The sequence below is a fragment of the Streptomyces sp. NPDC002779 genome (genome assembly GCF_042888685.1).
Taxonomy (GTDB): Bacteria; Actinomycetota; Actinomycetes; order Streptomycetales; family Streptomycetaceae; genus Streptomyces.
In genome coordinates this window covers 196112-213031 of record NZ_JBIAQC010000003.1, presented here as the reverse complement: position 1 = coordinate 213031, position 16920 = coordinate 196112, and the positions used below count along the sequence as shown (strand labels likewise).

Annotated in this window: 11 protein-coding genes; 2 read left to right on the top strand and 9 right to left on the bottom strand. The window is 69.6% G+C overall.

The genetic code is table 11. The features are described from left to right. Positions 1 to 164 precede the first annotated feature (164 nt). From ACFYW5_RS10810 to ACFYW5_RS10790, 5 genes are all read right to left on the bottom strand, one after another. Positions 165 to 1082 (bottom strand): anti-sigma factor family protein, encoded by a 918-nt coding sequence (locus tag ACFYW5_RS10810; RefSeq protein ID WP_389416604.1) that lies wholly within the window; start codon positions 1080 to 1082, stop codon positions 165 to 167. Then, entirely contained in the window at positions 1079 to 1798 is a 720-nt protein-coding gene (sigM, locus tag ACFYW5_RS10805; RefSeq protein ID WP_389416603.1) for an RNA polymerase sigma factor SigM, read from the bottom strand. Before sigM ends, ACFYW5_RS10810 begins: the two co-directional genes overlap by 4 nt. A 21-nt stretch (positions 1799 to 1819) precedes the next feature. Then, complete coding sequence (locus tag ACFYW5_RS10800) at positions 1820 to 3520, bottom strand: protein kinase family protein (protein WP_389416602.1); 1701 nt, start codon at positions 3518 to 3520, stop codon at positions 1820 to 1822. Positions 3521 to 3637: 117 nt separating this feature from the next. Further along, on the bottom strand, positions 3638 to 5902 hold the full coding sequence (gene murJ, locus ACFYW5_RS10795; protein WP_389416601.1) for a murein biosynthesis integral membrane protein MurJ: 2265 nt from the start codon (positions 5900 to 5902) through the stop codon (positions 3638 to 3640). Positions 5903 to 5946: 44 nt separating this feature from the next. Further along, on the bottom strand, positions 5947 to 8307 hold the full coding sequence (locus ACFYW5_RS10790; protein WP_389416600.1) for a DUF6049 family protein: 2361 nt from the start codon (positions 8305 to 8307) through the stop codon (positions 5947 to 5949). Between the two features lie 212 nt (positions 8308 to 8519). On the opposite strand from ACFYW5_RS10790, the gene ACFYW5_RS10785 reads away from it, so the two are divergent. After that, complete coding sequence (locus ACFYW5_RS10785; RefSeq protein ID WP_389416599.1) at positions 8520 to 9968, top strand: CCA tRNA nucleotidyltransferase; 1449 nt, start codon at positions 8520 to 8522, stop codon at positions 9966 to 9968. Positions 9969 to 10069: 101 nt separating this feature from the next. Here ACFYW5_RS10785 and ACFYW5_RS10780 read toward each other — a convergent pair whose 3' ends face one another. The 4 genes from ACFYW5_RS10780 to ACFYW5_RS10765 form a co-directional block, all read right to left on the bottom strand. Next, positions 10070 to 10546, bottom strand: a complete 477-nt coding sequence (locus tag ACFYW5_RS10780) for a hypothetical protein (RefSeq protein WP_389416598.1) — start codon at positions 10544 to 10546, stop codon at positions 10070 to 10072. A gap of 123 nt (positions 10547 to 10669) precedes the next feature. Continuing rightward, entirely contained in the window at positions 10670 to 11932 is a 1263-nt protein-coding gene (locus ACFYW5_RS10775; protein ID WP_389416597.1) for an MFS transporter, read from the bottom strand. A gap of 88 nt (positions 11933 to 12020) precedes the next feature. Further along, on the bottom strand, positions 12021 to 13103 hold the full coding sequence (locus ACFYW5_RS10770) for an inositol-3-phosphate synthase (protein ID WP_389416596.1): 1083 nt from the start codon (positions 13101 to 13103) through the stop codon (positions 12021 to 12023). A 44-nt stretch (positions 13104 to 13147) separates the two neighbouring features. Continuing rightward, positions 13148 to 13831: a PadR family transcriptional regulator gene (locus ACFYW5_RS10765; protein ID WP_250073660.1), complete on the bottom strand. Its 684-nt coding sequence runs from the start codon at positions 13829 to 13831 to the stop codon at positions 13148 to 13150. 355 nt (positions 13832 to 14186) lie between these two features. On the opposite strand from ACFYW5_RS10765, the gene ACFYW5_RS10760 reads away from it, so the two are divergent. Continuing rightward, positions 14187 to 16868, top strand: coding sequence for a transglycosylase domain-containing protein (locus ACFYW5_RS10760; protein ID WP_389416595.1), 2682 nt, complete (start codon positions 14187 to 14189; stop codon positions 16866 to 16868). Positions 16869 to 16920: the final 52 nt, after the last annotated feature.

The following is a 16920-nucleotide window of genomic DNA, read 5'->3' as shown; positions in this document are numbered from 1 at the left end:
GGACTGCGTCATAGGTCCGGTGGGAGCCCGTTTCAGGACTCTCACCCCACCCAACGGATCCTAAGGGGCGCGCATTCCCGCTGTGTCCGGGCACACGAAGGGGCGACACCATAGCGCCTACCACGCAGGGCGGAGACGAAGCGTCCACGCCTGGGAACAGGTGCTCAGGAGGTGCGGGTATAGGTGTGGGTCAGCAGAACGTCGCCCTTGCCCACGGAGGGGTCACTCACGCAGGCCGTGTCCACGATGTACGCGGTGACCTTCGTCGAGTCGGACGGGTCGGACAGGACCACCAGCAGCGCCTCGGTGCCCTGGTAGATCCCTTCCTCGGTCACGAGGGCGGTGTCGTTGCGCCCGATGCCGTCCTGGACGCAGCCGGGGACCGTCGGCTGCTTGAAGACATGGGGCTCCTTGGAGCCGGGAACGGATTCCACGCCCATGCTGCTGAGCGGTGTCCGGCCGTCGCCGGTGGTCTTCTCGTCGAGGAGATCGTCGACCTGTTGTTCCAGGGTGCTCGCGGCGAAGGTGTCCGAGGCGGTGGCCTGCCTGCTCTCGCTCTCGGGCCCGCCGTCGGATCCGTCATGGAGCGAGGAGAGCAGTACGGAGCCGAGTCCGAGGGCCGCCACGGTGAAGACGGTGCCGAGGACGGCGATACGACGGCGTCCGCCCCGTCGTCGCTCCTTGCGGCCGGGGCCCGTGGTCGAGGGGCGGGCGTGGCCCGCGGGACGGTCCGCCGTGACCGATGTTTCACGTGAAACACGCGCCTCGTCGTCGGAGCGCTGGGGCGTGCCGAGCGGCACCGAGGGCGTCGCGTCCTCCGGAGCCGTGGCGTCGAGCAGCGCCTCCGCGGCAAGTGCGGCGTCGATCCGTCCGGCGACGTCGGCAGGCATCCGCGGGGGTCCGGGCAGGGTGCCCAGCAGTCCGCGGATCTCCTCCAGGGACGCGTAGACGTCCGCGCACAGGTCGCACCCCGTGAGGTGCTGTCGTACGTCCGCGCTGCGGGACGCGGGAAGCAGGCCCTCGGTGAGGTCGGAGAGCTCGGTGACGTCCGGGTGCCCGGCCGTGTCTGTCGTCGACGTCACGCTCGCCCACCTCCGCCCTTCACAGCAGCTGAATCACTTGGCCCGGCGTCGCCCGGACCTGCGGCATGCGGGGCCGCTGCCGGTGGGACGGATGTCCCCTCCGCACGGTTCCGCCCCTCGCGCGCTTCCTTGCCGGTGTTTCCCGGCCGCAGATGGGTGAGCAGCGGCAGCAGTCTGGCTCTGCCCCGTGCACAGCGGCTCTTCACGGTGCCGGTGGGGACGTCGAGGATGCGGGCGGCCTCGGCGACGGGGTAGCCCTGCATGTCGACGAGAACGAGCGCAGCCCGCTGATCGGGCGGGAGCGTGGCGAGGGCTTCCAGCAACTGCCGATGCAGATCGTTCCGCTCGGCCGGCGCGGCGGCCGACTCATGCGGCTCCAGGAGCTGTTCGAGCCGCTCGGTGTCGTCGACGGGGGAGGTCTTGCGGGAGGCCGCTTTACGGGCCCGGTCGAGACAGGCGTTCACCGTGATCCGGTGCAGCCAGGTCGTGACGGCCGACTGGCCCCGGAAGGTGTGGGCGGCGCGGTAGGCGGAGACCAGCGCGTCCTGAACAGCGTCAGCGGCCTCCTCGCGGTCGCCGAGCGTCCGCAGGGCCACGGCCCAGAGCCGGTCGCGATGGCGGCGCACGAGTTCGGCGAAGGCGTCGGGGTCGCCCTCTACGTGGCGGGCCAGGAGGTCCTGATCGCTAGCGTCGGCGAGTGCGGTGCTGTCCGCCATCGGACCCCCTCCCCTCCAGCCTCAGCCGGTCACCTTGATGTCCATGACCCTGCCGCGCCACTTGCCGTCGTCCGCCTGTATCGGCAGCTCGGTCAGCCACACCAGCAGGTACCGGGAGTTGAGGCTCTTGCCCGGCTTGAGCGTCACCGTCGTGCCCGAACCCTCGGCCACCTTGGCGTAGCTCTCCAAGGACGTCGGCACCGCACCGGTGCTGCTGGAAGCGGCACGGAGTTCGACAGATGTACTGCCCATGAAGGAGACGGTCACCTTGCCGACCCGCTGGGCCTTGCCGAGGTCGAGGATGACGCCGACGCCCGGCTTCAGGTTCCCGAAGGTGGCGTTCCCGTAGAAGCTGGTCTGCCAGAACGACGCCGGGTCGGCGTCGTAGACCTTGTACACGTCCGCCGGGTACTCGGTACCGTCGTCGCCGAGCGGGTCGAAGTCATGAGCCTCCTGGATGGCGATCGGCTTGCCTGCCGTCGGCTTCTTCGGGCTCTTGTCGTTCCCGTCGGTCGTCTGCGTCTGGTTGGTGTCCTCCGCCTTGTTGCCCTGGTCCATGAGGGCGTCGGCCAGTTGCCAACTGCCCAGGCCCAGGGCGGCGATGAGCAGCGCGGAGACGGCCCACTTCAGGGCCCTGCCGGTGCGGCTCTGGAGCGGGGGCGGCGGGGTCGGGACCGGCTGGACGGCGCCGGGGTGCGGGGACTGGCGGCCGTAGGTGCCCTGCTGGTACGTCGTGTGCTGGTAGTCCGGCGGTGCGGTGAACGCCGGCTCCGGCGGGCGGATGCGGGGCATCTCGCTGATCGCCTTGACCAGTTCCTCCGGCGTGGTGCACGGGGACTCGTGGCGGGAGGCGGTCGCGCCGTCGTTGACGAGCGCGCGCATGGCCAGCTCGGACAGCCCGCGGTGCACACCGGCCCGCACCTGGTCGGGCGCGATCAGACCGATGTCCTTGGGCAGCCCGGTCAGACCGTAGGCGTCGTTCTCGTACGGCCAGCGCTGGGTGAGCCCCGCGTACAGCAGGGCCCCGATCGCTTCGGTGTCGGCGCGCTGTGGGGTCTCCGAACTGATGCCGCGCAGGGCGGCGTTGACGGCCAGTCCGCGGATGCGCCACTGACCGGTCGAGGTACGCAGCACCGCGTTCGGGTTCAGCCGCAGATGCGCGAGGCCCTCCCGGTGCGCGGCGGCCATGGCGGCGGCGACCTGGGAGACCATCTGGTAGCCGTCGTACGGCTCCAGCGGACCGGCGGAGAGCAGGGTGGTCAGCTCGGTGGCGTCGGGCAGCCACTCGTGGACGACGTAGACGACGTCGTTCTCCTCGACGGCGTCCAGCACCTGGACGAAACGCGGGTCACCGAGCAGCGCGGAGGAGCGGGCGGCGGCCAGCACGGAGCGGGCCCGTGAGTGGTCGGCGGGCAGGATGTGGACGCCGACGGCACGCCGCAGTTTCTCGTCCACCGCACGCCAACTGCTGAACCCGTCCAAACGGGTGACGCACTCCTCGAGCCGGTAACGTCTGGCGAGCTTGTGACCGCTGTGCAGTTCGGGCGGTGAGGCCTTCCCGGAACCCTCGGTCCCGCCACTCCCCTGTGCCTCGTCGGTGTCCGTGTCCCGCTCCCGATTCTGGGCCACCCCGTCGGCCGTGGACTGGTCCGCCTGAGCGGTCAGCGGCTCGTCGCCGCTGTTGTCTGCCACGTCGACGGCAGCCGTGCTCCGTTCTGCCACCGTCGCTCCTGCCTCCCCATCCGTTGGGCGCTCCAGACGCCGAAACCAATTGTGCCCACAGTCCGCCGCAATGCACGACACGCGGTGGCGGACGATGGTTGTGCGCGTACCCCCGCCTCAGCGCCCCAGACGCCCGCGGACCATGCCGACCAGCGAGTTGAGCTCCTCGATCCGCATCTTGCGGGCGAAGACGAAGAAGATCCCGAGCAGGACGGCTCCGCCGGCCAGCAGGGCGGCGAAGGAGCCGAGGGCGCCCTGGCCGAGGCTCTGGGCGATGCCGTAGCAGGCCGCACCGCTGAGCAGCGCGGCCGGGATCGAGGCGATGCAGAGCCTGGCGTACGTCCGCATCACCCGTGCGCCGTCCAGGTCACCGCCCAGCTTCTTGCGCAGCCGGGCCCAGGCGACGCCGACGCCGATCGCGTAGGCCAGGCCGTACGAGGCTGCCATGCCGACGACGGCCCAGCGGGCCGGGAGGACGAAGAAGCAGACGGCCGAGGCGACCGCGTTGACGGCCGCCACGATGACCGTGTTGTAGAAGGGGGTCCGGGTGTCCTCGTAGGCGTAGAAGGCGCGCAGCACCACGTACTGCACGGAGTACGGGATCAGGCCGAGGCCGAAGGCCATCAGCATGAAGCCCATGTTGGTGGCCTCGCTGGTGCCCGAGGTGCCGAACATCAGCGTGCACATCGGGATGCCGAGGGCCACGAAACCGAAGGCGATGGGAACGATCGCGACGGCCGTCGTCCGCAGGCCCTGGGAGATGTCGTCGCGGACGGCACCTTGGTCGCCCTCGGCCGCCGAGCGCGAGAGGCGCGGCAGCAGGGCGGCCATCAGCGAGACGGTGATGATGGCCTGCGGCAGGCCCCAGATGAGCTGGGCGTTGGCGTAGGCGGCGAAGCCGGTTCCGTCGACGTCGGCATTGACGCCGGCGGCGGTGGACAGCTGGGTGACGACGAGCGCACCCGCCTGGTTGGCCAGGACGAACAGGATGGTCCACTTGGCGAGCATCGCCGCCTTGCCGAGACCGTGGCCCTTCCAGTCGAAGCGCAGCCGCGGCCGGAAGCCCGTCTCGCGCAGGTAGGGGATCATCGCCAGGGCCTGGACGACCAGGCCGAGCAGCACACCGAGGCCGAGGAGCCGCTGGCCCTCCGGCGGGATGCTGGTGACCGCCATGCCGGAGCGCTCCGCGGTGCCGTACACCCACAGGAACATGCCGAGGGTCACGATGATGACCACGTTGTTCAGGACCGGCGTCCACATCATCGCGCCGAACCTGCCGCGGGCGTTGAGGATCTGGCCCATCACCACGTGGACGCCCATGAAGAAGATCGAGGGCAGGAAGAAGCGGGTGAAGGTGACCGCCACGTCGTTGGCGGCGGGGTCGTTGGCGACCTTCGTCGACAGGGCGCTCACCAGGAGCGGCGCGGCGAGCATCGCGAGGGCGGTGAGTGCGGCGAGCGCCACCATCACCAGCGTCAGCAGGCGGTTCGCGTACGCCTCGCCGCCGTCCTCGTCGTTCTTCATGGCGCGCACCAGCTGCGGCACGAAGACGGAGTTGAGGCCGCCGCCGACGGTCAGGATGTAGATCATCGTGGGCAGCTGGTAGGCGACCTGGAAGGTGTCGCCGAGCAGGCCCACACCGAGAGCGGACACGATCATCGCCGAGCGGATGAACCCGGTGAGCCGGGACACCATGGTGCCCGCCGCCATCACCGCGCTCGACTTCAGCAGGCCCCCGGCCTTCCCGCCCCTCCTGGCAGCGGGTACGGGAGGCGGTGAGGCCGGCGGCGGGACGGGCGCGGTGCCGAGGTTCATGGTCGCGTCGGTCGGCGACGGGGCGGGCTTCTGCGGCTGCTGGTACGGCCCCGGCTCCGGCGCCTGGCCCGGCACCGACGGCTGCTCGTACGGCGGGGTGGAGCCCTGCTGCTGGTCCCTGAACAGGTGGGCGAAGGCGTCGGGCTCGTGGCGCTCGTCGGAGGAGTGCGTGACCAGGTCGTCCACGCCCACGTACTGCGTGGTGCGCGGGTCGTCGCCGTACGGCAGGTACTGGGTGGCGCCGTCCGGCTCGGGCGCCGGGGTCTGGGCCCACACGTTCGGGTCGGGCGCGTAGGGGGACTGCTGGGGCTGGGCGTACAGCGGCTGCTGCGGCGCGTAGCTGCCCGGGGGCGGCGGGGGGTGCGCGGCGCGGTCGTAGAGCGCCTCGGCGACCGGGTCCTGGGCCGAGAGGTCCTGGGCCCGGTAGGGGTCCTGCTCGTAGGCGTCCTGGAGGTACATGTCCGCCGGGGGCTGCGGCGGTACCTGGCCCTGCTCGGGCGGCGGGCCGTCGGGGTAGCCCGAGCTGCCCGCGGCCTGGCCGCGGTCACCGTCGTACGGCGCGTTCATGGTTACCCCACCTCATCGTCCCCGGCCCACCGGCCACGACATCCTCAACGGTCCACTCTCTCACCCGTGCCGGACGGGTCGGCGCTTTCCACTGGGGTGTCCGCTGCCGGGTCACTCGGCTGCTCATACTCGCCTGCCCCGGCACCGGTTGCGGACTCCTCCACAGGACGGTCCTCGGCGCCCTCGGGGTTCTCCGGGACGGTGGCGATCTCCTCGGGGCCGGTCTCGCGCGGCTCGCGGGCGGCACGCTTGCGCTGCGTGTACATCCGGAAGCCGGCGAGGACCAGGAGGAGGAAGCCGCCGCCGATGACCAGCATCACCGTCGCGGTGAACTCGGTGACCCGCACATCGAACTTCACGGGGTCGCCGTACTTCTGCCCGTCCTCGGTGTAGAGCTGGGCGATCACCTCGGCCCGGCCGTTGGCCTCGGCGGAGGTGGTGAACTTCACCGTCTGGCTGTGCCCGCCCGAGACCGTGACCGGCTGCTCCTCGTAGGCGTAGCCGCCGATTTTCAGGCGCCTGGGGCTGGTCGAGGTGAGTCTCAGGACCAGGTTGTCGACGCCCTGGACCAGGTTGTTCTGCACGGTCACGGGGATCGTGGCGCTGCGGCCGGACAGCTTCGTCTCGGACTTCTCGATCAGCGTGACCTGGCCGGCCAGGGATTCCAGGTACGCCTCCACGTCGTTGCGGTACACCACCGCATCCGTGCCGCGACCGCGCCACGACGTGGACATCTCACGGTTCATGGCGCGACCGAAGGGGGTCACGACCCGGGACTCGTTGTTGAGGATGACCTTGAACTTGCCGAGCTTGTTCTGGGTGGCCGCGATCTGCTCGAAGGCCGACCGCTGGAGCTCCTGCTTGCGCAGCGCGGAGGGGTAGGCGGACGCTGCCGGGACCGTGGTCGTGGCGTCCGGGTCCGGCTTGGCCGCGGCGGCCTCGGTGAGGTCCTGGGACTCGGTCCAGCCGCCGTCCTGGAGGGCGGTCAGCGCCTCCGCCAGCGCCCGGGCCTGGGCGCCCGTCGGCATGCGCTGCGGGGCGACGACGATGCTGCGTTCCTCGTCCGTCTGGAGGTTCAGCGCCAGGCTCTGGGCCAGGAACCGCTGGACGGCGAGCGTCGAGGCGGACGCCCTCGTCATGTCGCTCTGGAACAGGGTGGACAGCCTGGCGTCCGCGACCACCGCCGTCGTGCCGCCGCCGATGGGGCGGGCCGCGGAGGGCGTGTAGGTCAGGCCCGCCGTCTCGTCCAGGCTGTCGCTGCGCGCGATCACCTTGTCCGCCCCGGCCGAGGTGGCGACCTTCACGATGGACGGGTCCACGGCGCCGTCCACCGGCCAGGCGAAGTCGGTGGTCGGCTCCACGTGGAGGATCGAGCCGACGGTGTCGGCGGCGACGTCGGTCGCCTCCTTGAGGTGGCCGAGCGAGCCGGTGACGGCCGTGCCGTTGTGGGCGAGGGACGCCAGGTCGGGGTCGGCGAAGGGCAGCGCGACGACCTCGTTGTCGGCCACCGCGTCCTGGAGCCCGACGAGCCACCGCTTGGCGAGCTCCTGGTCGGCGCGGGTGCCGGCGGTGGTGGTGTCGCCCTCGCCCTGGACGCGGTAGCTGCGGGTCATGGCGTCGACGGAGGCCAGCAGGTCCGGATCGACCACCCAGGTGACGTCGAGATCCTTGCCGAGGGAGACCATCTGCTCCAGGCGGCCGCCCGGCGCGAGCTCCTTGGCGAGGTCGTTGTCGCGGAAGACCGGCGTCTGCGACTCGTTCGACCCGGTCTGCGCCGTCATGTGGGCGGTGGAGATCAGCGGCCACAGCACGGTCGTCCTGGTCTGGGCGTCGGGCCCGTCGGGCAGCCACGGCAGGAAGGTCCGCTGGATGCCGAGCACCTGCGGCCACGGCTGAGCGGCGGTCTGGCCGGACAGCGAGACCGCGACCTGGTAGATGCCGTTGTCGCCCAGGTCGAGCTCGTCGACCGGCACGGAGATGGTGAAGGGCTGGGCGACGCCCGGAGTGAGCGTGGAGAACTCCTCGACGTACTTTCCGCCGACCGGTTCCCCGTCGCTGCCCGGCTGGTGGCCGGTGGCCTTGGCGGCGGTGTCGATGCCGGAGCGGGTGTTCAGCTCCTGGCCCACGCGCAGGTCCACCTGGGCGTCGGTGACCGTCTGCCTGCCGTTGTTCGTCACCGTGCCGGACACGGTCAGCGTGTCGCCGTCCGTGGGGACGCTCGGGGTGAGGGAGTCGACGGAGACAGCGACCGTCTCGTCGATGCCGGCGGCCTGGGCGGGTGACGCGGCGGGCAGCTGCAGCAGCCCCGCCAGCAGGGGGGCACCGGCGAGCAGTGCCCCGGTGCGCCGCAGCCAGCGGCGGGCAGGTGAGGCACTGGTCCCCTGGAAGTCTGCCGCCTCGGCCACGCGCTCGCCCGTCCCTCGTCGTCGTCAGTGGTCGTCGGAATGTGCGTCCACGCATGGTAACGATGCGCGCTGAGGGGAAGTGCCGCGGACTGCGCCACAAGATCGGCTCGTGCGCTCCGGCTGTCCCGTATGTGCCCGTATAAAGGGGAGCGGGTCTGTGCACGTTTAATGGAGGCGCTGGCGGCGGGTGCGGCCACGTACCCTCTTTTGTTGTGCCGAACGCCAACGAAGACAACCTCAGCGTCCTGAGCCAGGTGCAGCACCGCGCGGTGAGTGAACTGCTGCGGGTCGCTCCAGTCGCCGACGAACTCGCCCGCCGCTTCCAGGAGGCCGGGTTCTCACTCGCCCTGGTCGGCGGGTCGGTACGGGACGCACTGCTCGGCCGGCTCGGCAATGACCTCGACTTCACCACGGACGCCCGCCCCGAGGACGTCCTCACGATCGTGCGCCCGTGGGCGGACGCCGTGTGGGAGGTCGGGATCGCCTTCGGCACGGTGGGGGCGCAGAAGGACGGCTACCAGATCGAGGTCACCACCTACCGGTCGGAGGCCTACGACCGGACCTCGCGCAAGCCCGAGGTGTCGTACGGCGACTCCATCGAGCAGGATCTGGTCCGCCGTGACTTCACGGTGAACGCCATGGCCGTCGCGCTGCCGGAGAAGGAGTTCATCGACCCGCACGGCGGTCTCGGTGACCTGGCGGAGCGTGTACTGCGCACCCCGGGCACGCCCGAGGAGTCCTTCTCCGACGATCCGCTGCGGATGATGCGCGCCGCGCGGTTCGCGGCGCAGCTCGACTTCGAGGTGGCCCCCGAGGTCGTCACGGCCATGCACGAGATGTCCGAGCGCATCGAGATTGTCTCGGCCGAGCGGGTGCGGGACGAGCTGAACAAGCTGATCCTCTCCGCCCAACCCCGGAAGGGGCTGACCCTGCTCGTCGACACCGGGCTCGCCGAGCGGGTGCTGCCCGAGCTGCCGGCCCTGCGGCTGGAGAGCGACGAGCACCACCGGCACAAGGACGTGTACGAGCACACGCTGATCGTCCTGGAGCAGGCGATGGCCCTGGAGGAGAGCCGTCCCGACCTGACCCTCCGGCTGGCCGCCCTGCTGCATGACATCGGCAAGCCGCGCACCCGGCGCTTCGAGAAGGACGGCCGGGTCTCGTTCCACCACCACGAGGTGGTCGGCGCGAAGATGACCAAGAAGCGGATGACGGCCCTGAAGTACTCCAACGACCTGGTGAAGGACGTCTCGCGGCTGGTCGAACTCCACCTGCGCTTCCACGGTTACGGCACCGGGGAGTGGACGGACTCCGCGGTCCGTCGCTATGTCCGGGACGCCGGCCCGCTGCTGGACCGGCTGCACAAGCTGACCCGCTCGGACTGCACCACCCGCAACAAGCGCAAGGCCGCCGCGCTCTCCCGGGCGTACGACGGTCTGGAGGACCGGATCGCCCAGCTCCAGGAGCAGGAGGAGCTGGACGCGATCCGTCCGGACCTCGACGGCAACGACATCATGCAGATCCTGGGCGTCGGCCCGGGCCCGGTGATCGGTCGCGCCTACCAGCACATGCTGGAGCTGCGGCTGGAGAACGGCCCGATGGAGCGCGACGAGGCGGTGACCGCACTCAAGGAGTGGTGGGCCGAGGCGGAGCAGGGATGAAGCTGTGAAACGGGGTCATGTTTCACGTGAAACATGACCCCGGGCACGCGAGAGGGGCGGTGTTTCACGTGAAACACCGCCCCTTCGGCTTGAGCGAGGGACTACTTGGACGTGTAGTCCGACAGGCAGAGCGTGAAGTCGTCGCTGCCACCGGTCTCGGTGTACTCCGAGTACTTGGTGCGGTCGCAGCCGGCCGTGGTGCCGTCCTTCTTGTCCTCGACCTTGTACGCGGCCTTGGAGTCACCGCAGTCCACGACCTCCAGGCCCGGGTCGGTCGTGCTGTCCGGGTCCGAGATGCTCATGCAGTCCCCGACCTTCGCCGTGGCCGCGTCGTCCCGGCTCGCTATGAAGCCGCCGACGACGACCGAGACGACGGCCACACCGATGACGATGTTCTTGATCGTCTTGAAGCTGAGCTTGCGACGCGGCTGCTCCGGCGGAACCGGCGCGTAGGGGGCCGCACCCTGCTGCGGGAAGCCCGGCTGCTGCGGGTACGGAGCCTGGCCCTGGGGCTGGGCGTACGGGTTCTGACCCTGAGCGAACGGGTTCTGGCCCTGGGGCGGCGGCGGAGTGGTCACTTGGGGGTCCCCCTAAGAACATGGCTGATGGCGCGACCGGAGCGCGCGTAAGACCCACGTAAGTTATCGGGCCCCACTGACACACCTGTAACCAGGAGGGGCTCTGTGGCATTGATGTGACACTTACCGGCGCTCAAAGCGGGCCATAGTCACCGCAACCGCTCCGTAGATAACGGCGACTGTTATCACCAGGGGCACCGAGCGGCCGTCCGGCGGCAGTATCAGGGCCGCGACTGCGGCGGCGCCGACGAAGGCGACGTTGAACAGGACGTCGTAGAGGGAGAAGACGCGGCCGCGGAAGCCGTCGTCTACCGAGGACTGGACCACGGTGTCCGTGGCGATCTTGGCGCCCTGGGTGATCAGCCCGAGGACGAACGCCGCCACCAGCATGGGGGCCGCGGCGAACGGCAGCCCCAGCGCGGGCTCCAGTACCGCCGCCAGGCCGGCGCACACGACGATCCAGCGGCCGGGACCGAGCCGCCGGGCCGCCCAGGGCGTCAGGACGGCCGCAGTGAAGAAGCCGGCGCCGGAGACGCCCAACGCCACTCCCAGCAGGGCGAGTCCGTCGTCGGTGGTCGTGGAGTAGGCGTACCGGCACAGCATCAGCAGCATGACCAGCAGAGCGCCGTAGCAGAAGCGCATCAGGGTCATCGCGCCGAGCGCCCACGCCGCCTCCCGGCGTGCGGGGGTGGCCAGATGCCGTACTCCCGCCACCAGATCGCGCGCGGTTCCGGCGAGCGCCGTCCGCAGGCCGGGCTGCACCAACTCCCGGTCGGGTCCCAGCAGATCGCGGGGCATCCTCAGCGACGCCAGCGCCGCGCACAGGTACAGGGCAGCGCCGAGCAGCACGACCGCCGCGTCGGAGTCCGACACCAGCAGCCGTACGACGAAGGCGAGGCCGCCGCCCACGGTCGCGGCGAGGGTTCCGGCCGTCGGGGACAGGGAGTTGGCCATCACCAGGCGCTCGTCGTCGACGACGCGCGGAAGGGAGGCGGACAGCCCGGAGAGGACGAAGCGGTTGACGGCGGTGACGCACAGGGCGGAGACGTAGAAGAGCCAGTCCGGGACGGGGCTGAGCATCAGCACGGCCGTCGCCGTCGCCAGCAGGGCGCGCAGCAGGCTGCCGTAGAGGAAGACCTGGCGGCGCCGCCAGCGGTCCAGGAGAACGCCGGCGAAGGGGCCGACGAGGGAGTACGGCAGGAGCAGGACCGCCATCGCGGAGGCGATCGCGGCGGCCGAGGTCTGTTTCTCGGGGGAGAAGACGACGTAGGTGGCGAGCGCGACCTGGTAGACGCCGTCGGCGCCCTGGGAGAGCAGCCGGAGGGCGAGCAGACGCCTGAAGTTGCCGAAACGCAGCAGGACGCGCAGGTCGCGGGCGACGGACATGGGGCTCAGCCTCACATACGGGAAGGTCCCCGGGCCGTACGACCCGGGGACCCTTCGCGGCCCTGGCAGGAGCAGCTCGCGAGCCTTCTTAGCGCTCGACCTCGCCCTTGATGAACTTCTCGACGTTGGCGTACGCCTCGTCGTCGAAGTACTGGACCGGCGGGGACTTCATGAAGTAGCTCGACGCGGAGAGGATCGGACCGCCGATGCCGCGGTCCTTGGCGATCTTCGCGGCGCGCAGGGCGTCGATGATGACACCCGCGGAGTTCGGGGAGTCCCAGACCTCGAGCTTGTACTCCAGGTTCAGCGGGACGTCACCGAAGGCGCGGCCCTCGAGGCGGACGTACGCCCACTTGCGGTCGTCCAGCCAGGCCACGTAGTCCGACGGGCCGATGTGGACGTTCTTCTCGCCCATGTCGCGGTCGGGGATCTGCGAGGTGACGGCCTGCGTCTTCGAGATCTTCTTGGACTCGAGGCGGTCGCGCTCCAGCATGTTCTTGAAGTCCATGTTGCCGCCCACGTTGAGCTGCATGGTGCGCTCGAGACGGACACCGCGGTCCTCGAACAGCTTCGCCATCACGCGGTGCGTGATGGTGGCGCCGACCTGCGACTTGATGTCGTCACCGACGATCGGGACGCCGGCCTCGGTGAACTTGTCCGCCCACTCCTTGGTGCCGGCGATGAAGACCGGGAGGGCGTTGACGAAGGCGACCTTGGCGTCGATGGCGCACTGGGCGTAGAACTTCGCCGCGTCCTCGGAACCGACGGGCAGGTAGCAGACGAGGACGTCCACCTGACGGTCCTTGAGGATCTGGACGACGTCGACCGGCTCCTCGGCGGACTCCTCGATGGTCTCGCGGTAGTACTTGCCGAGACCGTCCAGGGTGTGACCGCGCTGGACCGTGACGCCCTTGTTCGGGACGTCGCAGATCTTGATGGTGTTGTTCTCGCTGGCACCGATGGCGTCCGAGAGGTCGAGGCCGACCTTCTTCGCGTCGACGTCGAAGGCGGCGACGAACTCGACGTCACCGACGTGGTAGTCGCCGAACTGCACATGCATCAGGCCCGGGACCTTGGACGCCGGGTCGGCGTCCTTGTAGTACTCGACGCCCTGCACCAGCGATGCGGCGCAGTTGCCCACGCCGACGATGGCTACGCGAACCGAACCCATTCCGGTTGCTCCCTGTGTGTACGAGTGAGGCCCAAAGCGAGCTCTCACGTGGCGGTGTCGTCGGGCGTATCCGTCCCGGGGTCGTCCCCGGGACGGGGCAGGCCGCCCGTCGCTCCAGATGTGGTGTCCTGCTGAGCGGGTCCCCCGGTGGCGGACCCCTTGAGGTCCCTCCCGGCCCGCTCGCTCTCGATGAGCTCGTTCAGCCAGCGCACTTCGCGCTCCACGGATTCCATTCCGTGGCGCTGGAGCTCAAGCGTGTAGTCGTCGAGGCGCTCCCTGGTGCGCGCCAAGGAGGCGCGCATCTTCTCCAGACGCTCCTCCAGGCGGCTGCGGCGGCCCTCCAGCACGCGCATGCGGACATCGCGCGAGGTCTGCCCGAAGAAGGCGAACCGAGCGGCGAAGTGCTCGTCCTCGTACGCGTCGGGGCCGGTCTGGGAGAGCAGGTCCTCGAAGTGCTCCTTACCTTCCGCCGTCAACCGGTAGACGATCTTGGCGCGGCGGCCGGCGAGGGACGCTGCGAGGGCGTCCTCGGGGGCGCTCCCCGGCTCCTCGATCAACCAGCCGTTGGCGACCAGCGTCTTGAGGCAGGGGTAGAGGGTTCCGTAGCTGAACGCTCGGAACACGCCCAGTGACGTATTGAGTCGTTTGCGCAGCTCGTAGCCGTGCATCGGGGATTCGCGGAGCAGGCCGAGGACGGCGAACTCAAGGATCCCGGAACGCCGGCTCATCCGCTCGCCTCCTCGTCTTATCTCGCGCTGATGTATCGACTCGATACATCATGACGATAGAACGGCCTCCCGCATGCGACAAGAGGGGAAAAGGTGAACGGGATCACATCACTGATTCATGGGATGCGAGTTGCCTGATTTGGGGTGAACTTCGGGGCTCGGCGGGTTTTGACGGTGCGTAGTCTGTGCGCCATGCACACCACCGGGAACCAAGTGACGTCTGGGGGCGTCGTCGTCCCCGGTGCAGTACGGGTGAATGCGGGAGCGCCCGCATCCGTACTTCGGGGGGACCGGAAACCTGCCGCCGTTTCCAGGCGCGTCACACGGGTGCGCCTGCCCGAGGAGTAGTCGTTCGATGAGCGAGCACCGTCGCAAACCGTCGCAGCCGCCGCAGGGAGGTGGACGTGCCGCGGCCCGACGCGGCCAGTCCGGCTCGTCCTCCGGCCGCCGCGCGGCACCGCGAGGCGCCACCGGGTCACCCGCCGACTCCTATGGGACGAGTTCCCACGGGTCGGAGTCGTACGGTCCGGGTGGTGAGGAGCGTCCGTACGGCGGTCGCGCCGAGGCCCGCCGCGCGGCCCAGAGGAGTGGGGGTGGCCGCCGGAGAGCGGCCGAGCCCGGCCGGGGTGTTCCCGGCGGTCCGGGGAGGGGCCGCGGCCGGGCCACCGGACCCGTCAAGAAGCGGATCATCGACTACCCGCGCGCGGGCAAGTACGGCTGGCAGCGCTGGGTGCCGTCCTGGAAGCTCGTGTCCGGCCTGTGCGTGGGCTTCTTCGGCAGCCTGGTGGCCATCGCCGGCATCGGCTACGCCATGGTGGGCGTCCCCGACGTGGCCAAGACCGCCGAGGCGCAGAACAACGTCTTCTACTGGGCCGACGGCTCCCAGATGGTCGCCACGGGTGGCGAGACCAACCGTCAGATCGTCAGTCTGGAGCAGATCCCCGAGGAGATGCGTAACGCGGTCATCTCCCAGGAGAACAAGACTTTCTACACCGACAGCGGCATCGACCCCAAGGGCATCGCCCGCGCCGTGCTCAACATGGCCAGGGGTGGCGAGACGCAGGGTGGCTCGACCATCACCCAGCAGTACGTCAAGAACGCGATGCTGGACGACCAGTCGCAGACGATCTCCCGCAAGTTCCAGGAGATCTTCGTCTCGATCAAGGTGGGCGCCAAGCTGCCCAAGGACGAGATCATGGCCGGCTACCTGAACTCCGCGTACTACGGCCGCGGCGCCTACGGCATCCAGGCGGCCTCGCGGGCCTACTTCAACAAGGACTCGGTCGACCTGAGCCCCGGCCAGTGCGCCTTCCTGGCCGCCATGCTGAAGGGCGCCACCTACTACGACCCGGCCGGCGCGACCTCCATCGACCCGGCCGCCACGCCCGAGGCGAACCGCAAGCGGGCCAAGATCCAGATGCAGGACACACTGGACAAGATGGTCGAGTACGGCCACCTCGACGCTGCGACCCGGGCCAAGTACACGGAGCTCCCGGCGTACCAGAACCCTCGGTCGAACACCGCGCTGAGCGGCCAGGTCGGCTACCTCGTCGACCTCGCCAAGGCGTACGTGATCAACAACACGAACATCACCGCCGAGAACCTCCAGCAGGGCGGCTACTCGATCTACACGACCTTCGACAAGAAGAAGGTCAAGGCGCTCGAGGCCGCGGTCAAGAAGGTCCTGAAGGAGAACATCGACCCCAAGAAGCGCTCGAAGGACACTCACGTCCAGTTCGGCGGGGCTTCGGTGGACCCGGAGACGGGTGCCATCCGGGCGATCTACGGCGGTGAGGACGCGACCAAGCACTTCACCAACAACGCCGACGTCACCGGTGCCCAGGTCGGCTCGACGTTCAAGCCCTTCGTCCTCGCGGCCGCCATGAAGTGGGGTGTCCGTGATCCCGAGGGCCCAGCGGAGCAGGCACAGGACGAGCGGACCAAGGTGTCCCCGAAGAGCCTGTACAGCGGCCAGCACGCTCTCAAGATCAAGAACTACGACGGGACCGTCTGGCACGACGACAAGGGCAAGGAGTGGCTCCAGGCCAACGACGGCGACGAGTCGCTCGGCGAGCCGCCGAACTACCAGGTCGACCTGCGCACCGCGATGCAGTTCTCGGCGAACTCCGCCTTTGTGCAGCTCGGCATGGACGTCGGTCTGGACAAGGTGAAGGAGGCCGCCGTCGACGCGGGCATCAGGGAGGACACCCTGACGGGTACGACCTTCCCCTCCTTCTCGATCGGCATCTCCGAACCAAGCGCGATCCGCATGGCGGGCTCGTACGCCACGTTCGCGGCCAGCGGCAAGAAGCGTGAGCCGTTCTCCGTGACGGAGGTCAAGAGTGAGAAGGGCACGGTCTTCCGGCACAAGGGCAAGACGGAGCAGGCCTTCACCGCGCAGGTGGCCGACAACGTCACCGACGTCCTGAAGACCGTGGTCGAGAAGGGTACGGGTACAAGCGCCCAGCTGACCGGCCGTGAGGTGGCCGGCAAGACCGGTACCACCGACGGCAACAGGTCGGCGTGGTTCGTCGGGTACACCCCGCAGTTGTCGACCGCGATCAGCATGTTCCGTTACCCCGACGACGAGAAGATCAAGAACCGCAGGTTCCTGAAGATGTACGGCACCGGTGGCCAGCAGTCGATCCACGGCTCTTCGTTCCCGGCCGAGATCTGGCAGGACTACATGGAACAGGCGCTGAAGGGAGAGCCGGCCAAGGCCTTCCCCACCCCGGAGCCCATCGGTGAGGTCATCAACGACATCCCGGAGCCGACGCCGACTCCCACGGTCAGCGAGACGCAGGAACCCAGCCCGACGCCGACCCCGACGCCCAGCCAGACGGAGCCCTCTCCGACGCCGTCCACGAGCGAGACCTGCCAGTGGGGCTGGTGCGAGGACGACGGAGGCACGGACACCGGTGGCACGGGCGGAGAGGTGACCACGTCTCCGTCGCCGACGGACACCGGTGATCCCGGCGGAAACGGCAATGGGAACGGCAACGGCGGACTATTCGGCGGCGCGGACTCGACCGGCTAGTCCGTCCGGCCGGGAAACCGGCGGATGTCCGGTTGGGCGCCATATCGCCGAC

Bases quoted from the DNA above. Each gene is read 5' to 3' on its own strand.
- murJ (WP_389416601.1), bottom strand. From the start codon at position 5,902: ATGAACGCGCCGTACGACGGTGACCGCGGCCAGGCCGCGGGCAGCTCG.
- sigM (WP_389416603.1), bottom strand. From the start codon at position 1,798: ATGGCGGACAGCACCGCACTCGCCGACGCTAGCGATCAGGACCTCCTG.
- ACFYW5_RS10770 (WP_389416596.1), bottom strand. From the start codon at position 13,103: ATGGGTTCGGTTCGCGTAGCCATCGTCGGCGTGGGCAACTGCGCCGCA.
- ACFYW5_RS10760 (WP_389416595.1), top strand. From the start codon at position 14,187: ATGAGCGAGCACCGTCGCAAACCGTCGCAGCCGCCGCAGGGAGGTGGA.
- ACFYW5_RS10765 (WP_250073660.1), bottom strand. From the start codon at position 13,831: ATGAGCCGGCGTTCCGGGATCCTTGAGTTCGCCGTCCTCGGCCTGCTC.
- ACFYW5_RS10775 (WP_389416597.1), bottom strand. From the start codon at position 11,932: ATGTCCGTCGCCCGCGACCTGCGCGTCCTGCTGCGTTTCGGCAACTTC.